This is a genomic window from Collinsella sp. AM28-11LB (assembly GCF_003469895.1).
Taxonomy (GTDB): domain Bacteria; phylum Actinomycetota; class Coriobacteriia; order Coriobacteriales; family Coriobacteriaceae; genus Collinsella.
This window is the reverse complement of sequence record NZ_QSKJ01000006.1, coordinates 44,822-60,955: the sequence shown is the minus strand read 5'-3', so window position 1 is coordinate 60,955 and position 16,134 is coordinate 44,822. Positions and strand designations below refer to the sequence as shown.

Annotated in this window: 16 protein-coding genes; 11 read left to right on the top strand and 5 right to left on the bottom strand. The window is 57.5% G+C overall.

The genetic code is table 11. The annotated features are described in order from the left end of the window. Nucleotides 1–18: 18 nt before the first annotated feature. Genes DW732_RS05470 through DW732_RS05455 form a run of 4 tightly spaced genes read left to right on the top strand, consistent with a single transcriptional unit; the run spans nucleotide 19 to nucleotide 3,677 of the window. On the top strand, nucleotides 19–879 hold the full coding sequence (locus DW732_RS05470; protein ID WP_233539374.1) for an amidohydrolase family protein: 861 nt from the start codon (nucleotides 19–21) through the stop codon (nucleotides 877–879). Nucleotides 880–881: 2 nt separating this feature from the next. Next, nucleotides 882–1,310 carry a secondary thiamine-phosphate synthase enzyme YjbQ gene (locus tag DW732_RS05465; protein ID WP_117735290.1) on the top strand — a complete coding sequence of 143 codons (429 nt, stop codon included), beginning with the start codon at nucleotides 882–884 and terminating at the stop codon, nucleotides 1,308–1,310. A 33-nt stretch (nucleotides 1,311–1,343) separates the two neighbouring features. Next, nucleotides 1,344–2,153: a BtpA/SgcQ family protein gene (locus tag DW732_RS05460; RefSeq protein WP_117786628.1), complete on the top strand. Its 810-nt coding sequence runs from the start codon at nucleotides 1,344–1,346 to the stop codon at nucleotides 2,151–2,153. A 6-nt stretch (nucleotides 2,154–2,159) separates the two neighbouring features. Beyond that, nucleotides 2,160–3,677 (top strand): FGGY-family carbohydrate kinase, encoded by a 1,518-nt coding sequence (locus DW732_RS05455; protein ID WP_118099017.1) that lies wholly within the window; start codon nucleotides 2,160–2,162, stop codon nucleotides 3,675–3,677. Between the two features lie 81 nt (nucleotides 3,678–3,758). Here DW732_RS05455 and DW732_RS05450 read toward each other — a convergent pair whose 3' ends face one another. Further along, nucleotides 3,759–4,541 (bottom strand): TatD family hydrolase, encoded by a 783-nt coding sequence (locus DW732_RS05450; protein WP_118099016.1) that lies wholly within the window; start codon nucleotides 4,539–4,541, stop codon nucleotides 3,759–3,761. Between the two features lie 13 nt (nucleotides 4,542–4,554). After that, nucleotides 4,555–5,352, bottom strand: a complete 798-nt coding sequence (locus DW732_RS05445) for a ThiF family adenylyltransferase (RefSeq protein ID WP_117735287.1) — start codon at nucleotides 5,350–5,352, stop codon at nucleotides 4,555–4,557. A 299-nt stretch (nucleotides 5,353–5,651) separates the two neighbouring features. Here DW732_RS05445 and DW732_RS05440 point away from each other — a divergent pair, with 299 nt between their 5' ends. From DW732_RS05440 to ettA, 3 genes are all read left to right on the top strand, one after another. Further along, nucleotides 5,652–5,930: an autorepressor SdpR family transcription factor gene (locus tag DW732_RS05440; protein WP_117735286.1), complete on the top strand. Its 279-nt coding sequence runs from the start codon at nucleotides 5,652–5,654 to the stop codon at nucleotides 5,928–5,930. Continuing rightward, the gene (locus DW732_RS05435; RefSeq protein ID WP_118099015.1) at nucleotides 5,923–6,627 is read left to right on the top strand and encodes an SdpI family protein; all 705 of its coding nucleotides are present in this window, start codon (nucleotides 5,923–5,925) and stop codon (nucleotides 6,625–6,627) included. Before DW732_RS05440 ends, DW732_RS05435 begins: the two co-directional genes overlap by 8 nt. 176 nt (nucleotides 6,628–6,803) lie before the next feature. Beyond that, entirely contained in the window at nucleotides 6,804–8,483 is a 1,680-nt protein-coding gene (gene ettA, locus DW732_RS05430; protein WP_117735284.1) for an energy-dependent translational throttle protein EttA, read from the top strand. An 87-nt stretch (nucleotides 8,484–8,570) separates the two neighbouring features. On the opposite strand, the gene DW732_RS05425 is transcribed toward ettA, so the two are convergent. Beyond that, the gene (locus DW732_RS05425; RefSeq protein WP_233539373.1) at nucleotides 8,571–9,305 is read right to left on the bottom strand and encodes a UTRA domain-containing protein; all 735 of its coding nucleotides are present in this window, start codon (nucleotides 9,303–9,305) and stop codon (nucleotides 8,571–8,573) included. Between the two features lie 215 nt (nucleotides 9,306–9,520). On the opposite strand from DW732_RS05425, the gene treP reads away from it, so the two are divergent. Together treP and DW732_RS05415 are read left to right on the top strand one after the other, a co-directional pair. Then, a complete protein-coding gene (gene treP, locus DW732_RS05420; RefSeq protein WP_118099013.1) occupies nucleotides 9,521–10,996 on the top strand; it encodes a PTS system trehalose-specific EIIBC component in 1,476 nt (491 codons plus the stop codon). Between the two features lie 93 nt (nucleotides 10,997–11,089). Next, nucleotides 11,090–12,808 carry an alpha,alpha-phosphotrehalase gene (locus tag DW732_RS05415; protein WP_118099012.1) on the top strand — a complete coding sequence of 573 codons (1,719 nt, stop codon included), beginning with the start codon at nucleotides 11,090–11,092 and terminating at the stop codon, nucleotides 12,806–12,808. 93 nt (nucleotides 12,809–12,901) lie between these two features. Here DW732_RS05415 and DW732_RS05410 read toward each other — a convergent pair whose 3' ends face one another. Together DW732_RS05410 and DW732_RS05405 are read right to left on the bottom strand one after the other, a co-directional pair. Continuing rightward, nucleotides 12,902–14,203, bottom strand: a complete 1,302-nt coding sequence (locus DW732_RS05410) for a hypothetical protein (RefSeq protein ID WP_118099011.1) — start codon at nucleotides 14,201–14,203, stop codon at nucleotides 12,902–12,904. A gap of 140 nt (nucleotides 14,204–14,343) precedes the next feature. Continuing rightward, nucleotides 14,344–15,306 (bottom strand): hypothetical protein, encoded by a 963-nt coding sequence (locus DW732_RS05405; RefSeq protein ID WP_118099010.1) that lies wholly within the window; start codon nucleotides 15,304–15,306, stop codon nucleotides 14,344–14,346. A 186-nt stretch (nucleotides 15,307–15,492) separates the two neighbouring features. On the opposite strand from DW732_RS05405, the gene DW732_RS05400 reads away from it, so the two are divergent. Beyond that, a complete protein-coding gene (locus tag DW732_RS05400) occupies nucleotides 15,493–15,750 on the top strand; it encodes a hypothetical protein (RefSeq protein WP_233539372.1) in 258 nt (85 codons plus the stop codon). Beyond that, the gene (locus DW732_RS10200; protein WP_117735273.1) at nucleotides 15,743–16,021 is read left to right on the top strand and encodes a DUF4160 domain-containing protein; all 279 of its coding nucleotides are present in this window, start codon (nucleotides 15,743–15,745) and stop codon (nucleotides 16,019–16,021) included. Before DW732_RS05400 ends, DW732_RS10200 begins: the two co-directional genes overlap by 8 nt. The last annotated feature ends 113 nt before the right edge of the window (nucleotides 16,022–16,134 follow it).

Below are 16,134 nucleotides of genomic sequence, written 5' to 3'. Positions count from 1 at the left end.
CCTGGAAAGGAGTACGAAATGGTTATCGACATGTTGGTCCATCCTATGCTCTACGGCGAGATCTGTACGCCGGGTGATGAGCCTGATGGATTCGGTTTTTGGTCACGAGAATTTGGTATGGGGCATATGGGCCCCATGGATTGGGATGAGCTTCAAGTCGAGATGGACGTCTGCGATGTGCAGAAGAGCGTGCTCATGCCGCTCGATGTAACCACGGCATGCGGAGGGCACTTTGGCACCAATGACCAGATTGCCATGCTGGTTGCCGCACATCCCGATCGTCTGTGGGGATTTGCGAGCGTAGACCCGCAGATGAGCGGTGCCGCAGACGAATTGGAGCGCGCCTTTACCGAGTTGGGGGCAAAGGGGCTTTGCCTGCATCCTGCAAAGCAGGGTTTTGCCCCCGATGATGCTGTGGCCGAGCCGCTTTACGAACTGTGCGAGCGCTATAACAAGCCGGTGGTTTTCCATGCCGGTATGTCTTGGGAGCCGGGCGCAGAGCTCTCGCGCAGTAACCCGCTTGCATTTGAGCACACAATCGCAACGCATCCAAATGTGCGTTTTAGTTTGACCCATTTTGGCTGGCCGTGGGTGCGCGAGACCGTGGCGATGCTGCTCAAGTATCCCAACTGCTACGCGGACACCTCTATCACTTACATCGATTCGCCCGAGGAGATGATGCAGCGTCTTTTCACGGTCGATATGGGGCCGCTGTGGTATGAGCGCGCGCTATCGCACCAAGTGATGTTCGCCAGCAATACGCCGCGCTTCCGTGCATTCAAACTCAAGCGGGCGCTCGATACCGTGCCCATGCGCGATGATGCGCGAGAAAGGCTCTACTGGGGTAATGCCCTGCGTTTTCTTGAAGGGGATGAGTGAACATGGTGACGCTCGAGACATTGAGCTATCTATCGACTGCTCCGGACCAGTTCATCGATATTACCGAGGACGTGCACGCTGCCATCGAGCGCAGCTCGGTGACCAATGGCTTGGCGGCGATTATTTTGTCGCATACGACCTGCGGAATCGTGGTAAACGAGGGGCTGCCCTGCGTGGAGACGGATCTTATGGAGACGCTTGATCGCATCGCCCCACTCGATGCCCCCTATGCGCATGCACACTTCCTGCCGAGCTATGGAGCCACCGGTAACAACTCCTGTGGGCATATCAAGAGCATGATTTGTGGAAACAGTTGCTTCTTTCCCGTCCAAGATGGCCACATCGTGTGCGGAGGTGCCCAGAACATCTATCTTGCGGAGTTTGACGGTCCGCAGAAGCGAAAAGTGTACGTCGAGGTGCTGGGGGAGTAACGTCCCTGCAATGACCCTAAGAAGGAGCACGTTATGTCGTTTCTAACCTCGATGTTCAAGACCGAAAAGCCGGTTATCGGAATGCTGCACCTGCGTCCTCTGCCGGGCGATCCACTGTATTACCCGGGCGGAAGCGTGTCGCAGGTCGTGGAAGCCGCCAAGCGCGATCTCGAGGCGTTGCAGCAGGGCGGTGTCGATGGCATTTTGATTACCAATGAGCTCTCGATGCCCTATGAGCAGCATGTTTCTCCCTCAACCCTTGCATCGATGGGCTATGTAATCGGGGCTCTATCCCATGATCTGTCGACTCCTTGGGGAGCTGAAGCTATTTACGATGGTGATGCCACAATCGAGCTGTGCGCTGCCGTCGACGCGCAGTTCACGCGCTGCAATTTTTGCGGTGCCTGGGCCGGTGATCTCGGGCTGATTAACCGAGATTTCGCTCACACCATGCGTCGCAAGGCGGCGCTGCGCCTGGACGACCTCAAGCTTTTTCACTTCATCACGAGCGAGGGGGAGGTTTATCTCAACGACCGCACGACTGCGGACATTGCCGATTCACTTCTCTTTAATTGCCTACCGGATGCGATGGTCATCGGCGGTTCGGCTGCCGGTCGTGGCGCTTCGGGCGAGCTTGCCGATGAGGTCCGCGAGCGTGTTGGCGAAGTGCCCGTGGTATGTGGCACCGGTTGTCGCGAAAATACCGTGGCTGACGTATTTGCTCACTACGATGGCGCGTTTGTCGGCACGTGCTTAAAGCGCGACGGAAAGCTGGATGCCCCGGTTGATGTTGAGCGGGTAGCTCGTTTTATGGCTGCCGCTCGTACGGCGCGAGGGGAGTAGGCACCTATGGCGCTCTATCTGGGTATTGATATTGGGACAAGCGCCTCTAAAGGCGTTTTAATCGATGATCGATGCAACATCGTTTGCCAAGCCTCTTGTGGACACGAGACGGACAACCCGTGTGATGGATGGTACCAGCATGATGCGGAGGCAGTTTGGTGGGGCGATTTTTGCCGCCTGTCGCGCGAGCTGGTGGCGCGATCGGGGGTTAACGCGGCACAGATCGGATGCGTGGGCCTTTCCGCATTGGGTTGCGACTGTGTGCCGGTCGATACCGAGTGCAACGCGCTGGCGCCCGCGATTTTGTATGGAGTCGATGCACGTTCGAAGCCGCAGATTGACGAGCTTCTTTCCGAATATGGGTCAGATCGCGCGCGCGAGCTTTTCGGGCACGATCCCTGTTCGTCAGATATTGCTCCTAAGATCTTGTGGTTTAAGGAGAATATGCCCGAGGTGCACGAACGTGCCGCGAAGTTCCTGACGGCGTCATCGTTTCTGTGCGCAAAGTTGACGGGGCGTTTTACGGTGGACCGTTATTTGGCGGAGGATTTTCTTCCCCTATATGACCGCTACACTTGGAAGGTTGATGCTCGGGAATGTGCTCGTTTCTGCCGGCCTGACCAGATGGCGGAGGTAATGTCGGCTACCGATATTGCCGGGGTGATTACGCAGCGTGCGGCTGAGGCGACGGGGCTCGCGGCAGGGACACCTGTCTTAGTGGGAACGGGCGACTCTGGTGCCGAGGCAATTTCGACGGGTGTATTCCGTCCCGGCGATATGATGGTTCAGTTGGGGAGTACGGCGTATTTCATCTACCTAGCTGATCATATGATCGATGATGCCCGTCTGTGGCCAGGGACGTTTATCATTCCCGGAACTTACGGGATCTGCGCGGGGACCAATACGGCGGGTGCGCTCACATCGTGGCTGCGCCAAGAGCTGTATCGCGACGTTGTAGAGGCCGAGGGCCACGGTGGCCCCGATGCATATTCGGTTATGGCGCATGATGCCGCCGACGTGGCGCCGGGTGCCGATGGGCTCCTGTGTCTGCCGTACTTTGCGGGGGAGCGTACTCCGCTCAACGATCCCGAGGCGCGTGGCGTCTTCTTTGGCTTGACCGGAAGGCATACGCGAGCCCATATGGTTCGCGCCGCCTTGGAAGGCGTCGCGTATACCGTTGCATCCCATGTCGACATTATCGAGCGAGAGCATGGACTGCCAATTGGGCGCATTATGCTTGTCGGAGGTGGAACCAAGAATCCAGTTTGGATGCAGGCTATCGCCGACGTATGCGGGCGCGAGGTCTCGGTTGCCATGGTTACGATGGGCGCATGCTTCGGCGATGCCATCATGGCAGCTCTCGCAGGTGGCGCCTATGCATCATGGGATGAGCTCGCCCAAGTCCTTGGCGTTGCGCAAACAATCGTACCCGATATGACTGCCCACGAGTTATATGCGTCGCGCCGTCACATCTTTGACGAATTGTATGCACGCAACCGTGATCTCATGCACGAATTGGTTTAATGCTGCCGAATTGTACTGCCTTCCAAAATAGGGACTGCGTTGTGCGATTCGCATGTCCCTTGGCATTTTTGCCCACAGGGGTTAGCGAAGGTCAAAAACAGAGTGCGCATTTGCTAAAACTACCGACTCGATGCGCTTTGCGTCACAGTTTTTGAGTGAGGCAATGCGCATCGAGGTCCTTGCGAGCGATTTGATGAGCGACTGCGCGCTTGTTTCTGTGTTTGGCTCGGCCGGCGCATCGGTCTCGAGCAGTATACGGTCGAGTGGAATCTGTCGGGCGTATTCACGACCGCGCTTGGTGGCGAGCATGCGCTCGTTGACGGAGAAATAGCAGCCTGCATCGCTCGCGCGGACGAGTTCGTCCGAGGTACCGCTAAACCAGTGGAAGGTGATAACGGGGGAGTCGGGCCTTGGGGTGAGCAATCCGTGCGACTCGAGGACGTCCAGTACGGTTCCTGCCGAACGAACGGCGTGAATTGATATCACGCGCCCGGTAAGAGGATGATGCACAAGTGCATCGCAGAGCCGTTCAAGTGCCTGTATTTGTAACGGCTCGCTTCCAACAAAGCGTGCGGAAAAGTCGAGCCCGATCTCGCCGATAAAACGCTCTTGTGCAGCGACTTCGCAAAGTAGATTGATTTCGGCGGTTCCGCATCGGCCGTCGGCGAGCCACCAGGGATGGAGCCCTACGCCCGCGATGATGCTCGGGCGGTGACTGGCGCGTGTTTTTGCTGCCGCGAAGTCGCGTGGGTCGACGCCGCAGTCAAATAGACCCAGGCCCAGTGCCGTCGCCTCATCGGCAACGGTATCCGGGCAAGCCATCAAATCAAGATGACAGTGTGCATCAAACAGCTGCGGCTCCATCGCGGCATCCCTGCTAGTCCAAGCGCTGGCCGTCGGCGCGCACGCGCTCGGTGCCGCGTCCGCTGATCTGGCGGATAACCTCGCCGGCGATCATCTGGCCCATGATGGGCGGCATAAAGCTCGCGGTTCCCAGCTCGGTACGCTCGTGGATGTTGGAAGGGTCGCGAGGCTGTGTCTTAACCGATTCCTCGCAGCTAAACAACACGCGAAGGCTCTTGATGCCACGCTTTTTGCACTCTTTGCGCATGATGCGGCTCATAGGGTCGCGCACGGTGTCAAAAATGTCGGCAAAACGCAGGCATTCGGGGTGGAGCTTGTTGGCCCCGCCCATGGAGCTAACCAAATGAATGTCGTGGTCCTGAGCATATTTGGCAATGGTGAGCTTGGCCGAGATGGTGTCGATGGCGTCGACGACGTAGTCGAGCTTGCCGTCCGTCTGCTCCAAAACACTTGCGAAGAACTCATCGATGTTGTCGCTCAACAGGTATTCGGTACGTTTGATGACAGCGGCGGCGGGGTTGATGTCGTTGATCATGGCTTCCATTACATCCACTTTGCGCTTGCCGATGGTGCTGTGAAAGGCGATAGCCTGGCGGTTGATGTTGCTGGGCGCGATGATGTCCTTGTCCAAGATCACAAAATGACCGATGCCGCCACGGGCAAGTGCCTCGCAGCAGTTGGAGCCCACGCCGCCGCAGCCAAGCACCAGCACCGTGGCGTTGGCGAGTTTATCGAGCGCCTCGCGGCCCATGATAATCTCGAGCTTGGTGTCGCGTGTCTCGACGGGCGCTGCAGCTGCGGTTTCGGTCATAGATATCCTCCGATGGGGAAGCGGGTCGTGTTTTGGCTATCGCCATTATAGGTATTATCGCGATTCCATTTGAGCCCTAGGGGTTTGTTGAAACGAGACCGGGATTCGCATAAGATGAAGCAGGTGGCACCCGTTGCCGCGGGTTGGCCAACTCCCAAACACGTTTGTAGCGTGAGAAGTGGCCGTCTTCGCATTACGCGGGGGCGGCTATTTTTTTGAGTATAAGATTAGATAGTTAGACAAATATCTAAATATTGAGTATAGTGTGCGCGTCGAACGAAATACTGAGAGGAGGTCCTATGCCGGGAGAGGGTTTTAAAGCGCTGGCCGATCCTACACGGCGTCACATTTTGGAACTGTTGCGCGAGGGCAATTGTACGGCCGGAGAGCTTGCCGAGCATTTTGACATCAGCAAACCGTCATTGAGCCATCATTTGGCGACGCTTAAAAACGCTGGGTTGGTGACCGACGAGCGTCATGGTCAAAACATCGTATACAGCTTAAACACCACTGTCATGCAGGACTTGATTGGCTGGTTTATGAGCTTTAGAAACACTGAAGGTGGTAAGGATGAATAACGAAAACAAGGGCATTCACGCCACGGGGGTATCGCCGCGCGTGTGGGCCGTGCTCGTGGTGCTGTGCGTTGCCAATGTCGCGGCACATCTTATGGTGATGCCGAGCCTTCCTGCGCAGATTCCCACGCACTGGGGAGCGAGTGGCGCCGTTAACGGTTGGGGTCCCAGTTGGATTGCCTCTGCGCTCGGCGCACTGCCGCTGGTGCTTTTGGCGGTATTCTACGTGGTGCCGCGCATCGACCCCAAGGGCGAGGCATATCGGACTTCGGGCAAGTTCTATCAGGGTTTCGTAATCGCCTTCACGCTGGTCATGTGTGCCATAAGCTGGCTGGGGGAGCTTACCGTATGGGGTGTGGTGCCTGCTGCTGGCACGGTCAATTTGCTGGTATCGGGCGCTATCGGTTTGCTCTTTATTGGCATGGGCAACTACCTGCCGCGTGTGAAGCAAAACTACACGCTGGGCATCAAGACGCCTTGGGCGCTTGCCGACCCCGAGAACTGGCGCCGTACGCAGCGTTTTGGTGGCGCTTGCTTTATGGTGCTGGGCGTTGGTCTGATTGTGATGGGTGTGGCGGGCAGCGTGCTATCGAGTGAAGTCGTCGCCACAGTGATCGCGGTGCTGGCGTTTGGATCGGCCGGAGCTGCCTACGTCTACTCGTATCTGCTGTGGCGCAAGTCTCAGCGGGCTGTTCGCTAAGGTTGCGGAAAACTAGCGTACGCAGTTCATATTTTGTTCCGGGGGACTTTTCCCAGGTAGTATTAGGGGGTGTGGGCGACCATGCCCCCTTTTATTAGAACGCGCGGATTGCCCCCCGCTTTTCCAAAACGGACAGGGGGAGAAGATTTCCGCAGCTAGATAAGGAGAAACGGACATTGGCTGAGTTCATTTACAGCATGTATCAGGCTCGCAAGGCCCATGGCGACAAGGTGATCCTTGACGACGTGACCCTGAGCTTCTATCCCGGTGCCAAGATCGGCGTCGTGGGCCCCAACGGCATGGGCAAGTCGACCCTGCTCAAGATCATGGCCGGCATTGAGGAGGTCTCCAACGGCGATGCCAGGCTCACCCCCGGCTACACCGTGGGTATCCTGCAGCAGGAGCCGCCGCTCGACGACGACAAGACCGTCATCGAGAACGTGCGCATGGCGTTTGGCGACATGATCGCCAAGGTCGATCGCTTCAACAAGATCGGCGAGGAGATGTGCGACCCGGATTGCGACATGGACGCCCTCATGGCCGAGATGGGCAAGCTCCAGGACGAGATCGACGCCGCCGACGGCTGGGATATCGATTCCAAGCTCGGCCAGGCCATGGACGCCCTGCAGCTGCCCGATTCTGACATGCCGGTTAACGTGCTTTCCGGCGGCGAGCGCCGCCGCGTGGCCCTGTGCAAGCTGCTGCTCGAGGCTCCCGACCTGCTGCTGCTTGACGAGCCCACGAACCACCTGGACGCCGAGTCGATCCTGTGGCTCGAGCACTTCCTGCATAACTATCAGGGCGCGGTGCTTGCCGTCACGCATGACCGCTACTTCCTGGATAACGTCGCCGAGTGGATCTGCGAGGTCGACCGCGGCCACCTCTACCCCTACAAGGGCAACTACTCCACGTATCTGGAGACCAAGGCCGCGCGTATCGAGGCCCAGGGCAATCGCGATGCCAAGCTCGCCAAGCGCATGGAGGCTGAGCTCGAGTGGGTGCGCAGCTCGCCCAAGGCCCGCCAGGCCAAGAACAAGGCCCGTCTGGCTCGCTACGAGGAGATGGAGGCCGAGGCCCGCGCAAGCCAGAAGCTCGACTGGACCGACATCCGCATCCCTGTGGGTCCGCGTCTGGGCAACAAGGTGCTCGAGGCCCATCACCTGCACAAGGAGTTCGACGGCCGTGTACTCATCGACGACCTATCATTCACCCTGCCGCGCAACGGCATCGTGGGCGTCATCGGCCCCAACGGCGTCGGTAAGACTACGCTCTTCAAGACGATTGTGGGTCTGGAGCCGCTGACTTCGGGCGAGCTCGAGGTGGGCGAGACCGTCAAGATTTCCTACGTCGACCAGAACCGTTCCGGCATCGACCCCGATAAGAACCTATGGGAGGTCGTCTCGGACGGCCTGGACCACATGATGGTGGGCGAGACCGAGGTTCCGAGCCGCGCGTATGTGGCGAGTTTTGGCTTTAAGGGCCAAGACCAGCAGAAGCGCGCCGGCGTGCTCTCCGGTGGCGAGCGCAACCGTCTGAACTTGGCGCTTACGCTCAAGCAGGGCGGCAACCTGCTGCTCCTCGACGAGCCCACGAACGACCTCGACGTCGAGACGCTGTCCTCGCTCGAAGCGGCGCTGCTCGAGTTCCCGGGCTGCTCGGTGGTCATTAGCCACGACCGTATGTTCCTGGACCGCGTCGCCACGCACATTCTGGCGTGGGAGGGCACCGACGAGAATCCGGGCAACTGGTATTGGTTCGAGGGCAACTTCGAGGCCTATCAGGCCAACCGCATCGAGCGCCTGGGCGAGGACGCAGCCCAGCCGCATCGTATTCACCGCAAGCTGACGCGTGACTAGGTTTATTGCTGGTTTGGTTACGTAACATCGCAGATGTGTAGTAATAACGGCTCAAATCCGGGTTTGGATTTGAGCCGTTTTTCGCTGCTACTTGCGTCGAGCGATGTCGTGAAAGACAAAGTAGTCGGGGCGGTGTCGCGAACAGGTGTATTCGAACATTTCTCCGGCGGCGGTAAAGACTTGGTTGGACATAACGGCCATGTAGCAGCCTTCGGGAAGGTCCAACAGCTCATAGTCGCGCTTGGTGGCGGGTTCGACGGTTATTTCGCGACGGCTTTGGGCAATCTTAAGGCCAAGGTCCTGCTCGAGATATCGATAAATGGAGCTTGAGGCCTTATTGGCATCGAGCCCCTGTACGTCGCTTGCCAAAAAATAGCTTTCATCGTGAATGACTGGGCAACCGGCTATGGAGCGAACGCGCTCGAGATGAATGAGGTCTGACCCGATTTCAAACCCTGTTCTGTGGGCTGCCTTTTCGGTGGCTTTGACTTGCTCAAAGAGCGTCACTTTTGTTTCGGAATCAAGCTCCAAGCGCCTGATGGATTCGTCGTATGTCTCGATGCCGCCAACTTCAAAGAGGGCGCGGCTTCGCGGGCGCCAGATGACGCGGACACCCTTGCCATGGATCGGCTGCACCAACCCCTCGTCGGCGAGAGCCGTGAGGGCGCGTCGAAGTGTGTTGTGCGAGCACTCGTATTTTTGGACGAGTTGGGCCTCGGAGGGGAGAAACGACTGAAAAGGATACGTTCCCTCAAGAATGTCGCCTTTGATATCGGTGTAGATGCCTTGCCAGATGGCCTTCATAGCTGTCCTTTGAATCATTTAAATAAGTTGTATTTCAGTATACCGTTCGAATCCGATGCTCTCCGTTCGCAGTGAAAAATCGACCGTTCAGCAACTTATTCAAATAAGTCAAGAAACGTAGAATCAATCTGGCTAAACTAGTTGCTGTCAAACAACTTATTCAAATAAGTTGTCATTTAAAGGCGGGTGGGCCACCTACAGTGTTCTGTCGAAAAGCGCAGAAGGAGGAACGCATGGGTAAGTATGCGGACGACGCGACCAAGCTGCTCGAGCTGGTGGGAGGCAAGGACAATATTGCCGCTGTGAGCCACTGTATGACGCGTATGAGGTTTGTCCTCAACGATGAATCGAAGGCCGACGTGCCGGGTATCGAGGCGCTTCCCTATACCAAGGGCAGCTTTACGCAGGCTGGGCAGTTCCAGGTCATCATTGGTAACGACGTCAAAGCCTACTATTCGGAGTTTACTGAGATCGCCGGAATCGAGGGCGTGAGCAAGGACGCAGCCAAGGCTGCCGCCGTCCAAAACCAGAATCCCATTCAGCGCGCCATGACGGTTATCGCCGAGGTATTTGCACCCATCATTCCCGCTGTTATCGTCGGCGGCCTCATTCTCGGTTTCCGCAATTGCATCGATTCGCTGTATGTGTTTGGCGACGGTACGCAGACGCTCGTGCAGCTGAGTCAATTTTGGGCTGGCGTCGACAGCTTTTTATGGTTGATTGGCGAGGCGGTCTTCCATACTGGCATTCCAGTAGGCATCTGTTGGTCGGTCACCAAAAAGATGGGTGGCACGCCTATGCTCGGTATCGTTTTGGGTTTGACGCTTATCTCCGGGCAGCTTCTTAACGCCTATTCCGTTGCCGGCACGCCGGCTGATCAGATTCCGCAGTGGGACTTTGGCTTTGCCCAGGTCAATATGATCGGCTATCAGGCGCAGGTCATTCCCGCGATTCTCGCCGCAGTTACACTTGGCTTCTTGGAGCGTTTCTTCCGCAAGATCACGCCCGAGGTCGTCTCGATGATCGTCGTTCCATTCTGCAGCCTGCTGCTTGCCGTCATGGCCGCCCACTTTGTCCTTGGACCCATTGGCTGGTGGCTCGGTAGCGGTGTCTCCGCCATCATTTACGCCGGCATCACCGGCCCGTTCCGCGCCCTGTTCGGCGCTCTCTTTGGTGCGTTTTATGCGCCGCTGGTTATTACCGGCCTGCACCACATGTCTAACGCCATCGACCTGCAGCTGATTGCCGATTTTGGTGGCACTATGCTTTGGCCCATGATCGCGCTTTCCAATATCGCACAAGGCTCGGCTGTATTGGGCATGGCGTACCTGCAGCGTTCCAACGATCGTGACCAGCAGGTAAATATCCCCGCCATCATCTCTTGCTACCTGGGTGTTACCGAGCCTGCCATGTTCGGCGTCAACCTTAAGTACACGTTCCCGTTTGTGTGTGCCATGATCGGCTCCTCCCTTGCTGGTCTTTTGAGCGTGGTGACAAACTGCACCGCAAACGCCGTTGGCGTCGGTGGCCTGCCGGGAATCCTTTCGATGCAGCCTGACAGCTGGGCGATGTTTGCGGTTTGTATGCTCATCGTGCTGGTCGTTCCTTTTGTCCTGACGGTTATCGTGGGCTCCAAGAAAGGCATTCGCGAGGAGGCCGAGGCCATTGCCGCCGAGATTCGCGCGGAGTTGGCCGCTCAGGATAAGTAACCCTACGAGCAGTAACCCTACGAGCGCCGCGGCGGCTTTGTTCGTCAGCGGTGCTCGCGAATTTCACATTTCCTGTTGGAGGGAGGACGAGCGATGCTTGATATCAGCAATAAGGTCGTGTACCAAATCTATCCCAAGAGCTTTAACGATTCTAATGGTGACGGCTGGGGCGATCTGCCCGGCATCACGCAAAAGCTCGACTACCTCAAGCAGCTTGGTATCGATTACCTCTGGATAACCCCATTTTTTGTCTCGCCGCAAAAGGATAACGGCTACGACGTGGCCGATTACCGAAGCATCGATCCGCGATTTGGAACCATGGAGGAGTTCGAAGAGCTTTCGCGCGAGGCGCATGCGCGCGGCATCGGCCTTATGCTCGACATGGTATTTAACCATGTTTCGAGCGAGCATGAGTGGTTTCAGCGAGCCATCGCGGGCGACAAGCGCTATCAGGACTACTTTATTTTTGAAGAGGGGACACCGCGTGAGCTTCCCTGCAACTGGGAATCGAAGTTTGGCGGTCCCGCCTGGACCTGGGAACCTCATGTTGGCAAATGGTACCTGCACCTATTCGATCCGGGCCAACCCGACCTCAACTGGAAAAATCCTGAAGTGAGGCATGAGGTTGCCGATGTCTTGCGTTTTTGGCGCGAGAAGGGCGTTGACGGCTTTCGCTTCGACGTAATCAATCTAATCGATAAGCCAGATTCATGGGAAGACGACTACGAGGGCGATGGTCGCCGCTTTTACACGGACGGTGCGCGTGTGGACAGCTACATCCAGGAGCTGGTGCGTGAGGGCGGCATCGAGGGCATGATGACGGTCGGAGAGATGAATTCGACGGGCCTTGAGGCTTGCATTCGATATACGCAGCCTCAAAACCACGAGCTCGCTATGACCTTCAACTTCCATCATCTTAAGGTCGATTTTGAGAACGGGAGGAAGTGGGTAAACAAGGCTCCTGACTTTGCGCTGTTGCAAAAGACTCTTGCCGCCTGGCAGGAGGGTATGCAGGCGGGCGGTGGTTGGAATGCCGTGTTCTGGGACAATCACGACCAGCCACGTGCCCTTTCGCGTTTTGGGACCGACGGTTCCCTGCGCATTCCCGCGGCAAAGATGCTCGCGCTCTTTATGGACCTGTTGCGCGGCACGCCCTATATCTATCAAGGTGACGAGCTGGGCTCGACCAACGCACACTTTACGAGCATCGAAGAGTTCAACGATGTCGAGAGCCGCAACTATTACCGCATCTTGCTCGAGCAGGGAAAGGCACCCGAAGAGGCGCTCGCGATCATCAACATGCATTCGCGCGATAACGGCCGCCTGCCTATGCAGTGGAATGGCGAGGTGCACCATGGTTTTTCGATCGCTGAGCCTTGGGTTCCGATGGCTCGCGATGCGAAGGATTGTAGCCAAGATGAGATAACGGCGGAGCTCGAAGTGGGCGTTTCGAATTCAATTTTTGAGTTCTATCGTCAGGTGAATGAGCTGCGGCACGAGTTGCCTGTGGTGGCGACGGGCAAGGTCCGTTTTGTTGACGCGGACAGTGCGCCCGTGCTCGCGTATGGGCGATTTGGCAATCTTCCTGTCGGAGAGCCCTATGATGCGTCGGTGGCGACGATCGAAGACATGACCGCGCCTGGATCGATGCTTGTGGTTGCCAATTTCTTCGATGGTATGAGCGAAGTGGGCCCGGAAGTCCGGGAACTGCTGGCTCAAGGGGAGTGGGACGTGCTGCTGCACTCGTATGGGGATGTTGAGGACCTGCAGGCGCTTCGCCCCTTTGAGGGATATGCGCTCATTCGTAAATAAGCGCATGGGTATTGTGTCCATTTGCAGCTGAGTGCGGCCTGATTGGCACAATTAAACGGCTCAAATCCTGATTTGGATTTGAGCCGTTTGTCGTTACTGCTCGGGTTCTTCGATTTTATCGATGGTCCAGGCGGCTCCGAGACCGCCGGTGGTGTTGCGGCGGATGCGTACGGTAACCTCGCGGCGCTCGCCGTCCTGCGTGTAGCGCAGCGGGAAACTCGCTCGGTTGCGCGCGACGTCGATGGTGCCGCGCTCGCGGGCGATCCAGTAGTACTCGCCGACGATACCGAGGGTATCGGCGCCGTAGGGGAGATAGGTCGACAGCTGATGCAGCAACGGACCGGGGCAGAAGACCTCGGTTGCGATATCGATGGGGAAGTCCTCGGGGATGGTCGGTGCTGTGGGTGCGGGGGCTGGTGGCGTGGCCGGTGCAGGGGCCCGCCCATCGACGGGCGCCATCCCGGGCGCGGACGCGGGTTCGGCAGCGGACACGGGTTCGGGGTCCGCTGCCGGCATCGCCGCGGAATCTGTGGACTCGACGGTAGCGGGTGCATCTGTGGGCACGGTGTCGACCTCGACTTGCGGAGCGTTCTCATGCTCGACGCTCGGCTTTGTCTCAACCGGCGTGGAAGCCATGGTGGTGATACCTGCGTTGGCGTTCTCGGGGTCATAGACGACCGTGAGCGAGATGGCGGGCTGCGGCGTCTCGGGCTCCGGTGTCGCCTCGGTAGCGTTTTGATCTGCGGGCTCGTCAGACTGACCGTCCTCGGCATTGTCGCCAAAGACATCGCTATTCTGGAACACGGGCGCCTCGGGTTGGCCAGCCGTCTCTTCGATTGTCGACGTGGGAGTCTCGTTGAGCTCAACAGTGGCTTCCTGATCAGACATGGCTTCGGAATCAGTTGCGGTGGCGATTTCGGTTTCGGCTTCTGCCGTCACCTCGATAGCGACTTCGATCTCTGTCTCGGGCTTGGGTTCCGGCACGGCTTCAACCATGGCTTCTGGCTCGGTGCGCTTTACGTGCTTGGGGCGCACGGCCTTGAGGTCCTTCTCACCGCGCTTTTTCTTTTTGTAGGACTGCTTGGCGCCCTTGACTGCCTTGGGCTTGTCCTCGCCCTTGGCAAGTGCGGCATCCCAGGCCTCGTTTGCGATGACCGTGGCATACAGGCGACCGCCCTTAAAGACGGTCAGCTTAATGCAGTCGTCAAGCTCCTCGAGCAACTCGCGCGTGGACTCAAAGCCCAGGTCGTAGGCCGTCATATCGCCCGCGGCGAGTGCCTCCTCGACCTGCGTCATAAACGTTTGCTTGCCGCATCCAATCGCATCGCGTAGCAGTCGATACAGATAGATGTGGTTGCCCAGCGAAAGCGTGGGCCTAACTATTGTCTTGCTCATGGCAAATCTCCTCTTTACACATGTAAAGCATCTTACCATCGCATAGCGTTCGCCATGGCGGCGCCCAAGGCAAACGGGCGCGAACCGCTGTCGATTCGCGCCCGTTATACAGGTCGGTTATCTATGAGAGGCAAATGTGCTTAGTTGCCCGATGCCGTGCCTTGGCTCGAGTTGTCGGATGCCGTGCCGGACGCGGTTCCGCTCGAGCTGTTCGAGCTGTTGGTGTTGCTGCTGTCTGCTGTGCCCGTTCCCGAAGTGCTGTCGCTCGTCTGGCCGCCCGTGCTCGGCTGCGAACCGTCAGTCGTTTGGCTTGAGTCGGTCGTGCCGGACGGCGTGCTGCTGTTGGCCGTAGAGGAATCGGTGCCCTGCGATTGGTTTTGGGTGTTCGAGGACGAATTGGCAGAGGTGGAACTGTCTTGCGTATCGTCCGTCTTCGCCTGCTGATCCTGCGACTGGGTGTTGCCATCTGCATCGCTATCGGTCGTGCGCGACGAAAGGATCGGCTCGGGACGCTCGCCCAGACCCTCACCGGCAGTGGTGATAAGGATGGCGCCGGCGCAGGCGATGACCGCGACTATGGCGATAGCGATCGAGAAGATGATGACCTTCTTTTGCGTCTGGCTGCGCTCGGCCGCCGCCTTGGCGCGCAGGCTGTTGGGAGCGACGCGCGCCGTGGTCGCGCGTCCCGCAACCTGGCGCATCTCTTGCGTAGTTGCGGCGCCACCTAGGTGCTCCTCGACATTGGGCTCAACGGGCTCGTAGGCGCCGGTAGGGTAGTCGACAGCGGCATGCGTGCCCTTGATTGCTTCGGCGCTGGCGGAGATAAAGTGGCGATAGACCTGCGAAGACACAACAGTGATGACTGAGCTCACAGCGGCACCAATCACCGAGCCGGCAATGCCGATCTTTGAAGCAAGCGCCACACTCGTGGCGGCAGCTGCGGCGCCGGCGATGATCTGGGGAATGGAAATGTCATCGAACAGGCCCTTTTTGGGCGCGATGGCCATGGTCTGTCCGATGGAATGGTTCTCGTGCACGCCGTTGTTGAGCGATGCCGGCGTCATGACGCGCGTGCGCGGCGCATCGGTGTACTTGGTTGTCATACGGGGTCCTCCCGGTGTAAATCTACTTCGTTTCGTGTAGCCATCAGGGTACCCACCAGATGTGAATCGTACGTGACATTTAACAGATACCATCAACTCATCAAGGGGGCCTGCTGTCTTTGGTGCAATAGCTTGATGCTAAACTGGATTTATGTTTGCGAGGTGGTTTACGTGATGTACCCGTATATGACATTCGAAGATGGAACCGAGGTCATTCATTCTGACCTGATTACAGATGGCGATATCGAAAAGGTTATCGTGCATTTTGAACGACCGACGGCAGAGGGCTTTGACTCCGCTCGTTGTGAGCTGCCTTCTTACAATTGGACCATGTGGGAGGGGCGTTTCACCGACGAGGAGAAGCGAGGCTTTGAGACTTTTCTGAGCAATAACGCCCATCTGCTGTATCGCTACGCCGCAAGCGGAGGAGCAAAAGTTGCCTAGCTTATTTCTTATTGGCGGCTATCGAGTCTTCTTTTGGTCCAATGAAGCGGGCGAGCCAATCCATGTCCATGTTTGCAAGGGGGCGCCTTCGGATAGCTCGGCCAAAATCTGGCTGACTCGCAGGGGCGGTTGCATTGTCGCTAATAACAAAGCGAAGATCCCCCGGAGCACGCTTGACGACCTCTGTGAAATTATCGCCGCTCAGCATGAATTGATTTGCTCTAAATGGAAGGCGTTTTTCCTTGTGGATGAGATCTCGTTCTACTGCTAAACGCTATTCTGACTTCTCTTTTCCAATTTTAATCATGAGCCCGCCCCATCAGCACTGATTGAACTTGACAGTACAATGGAGGCGGACTTTATCGCCGCCGCTCGTTGCGGCTA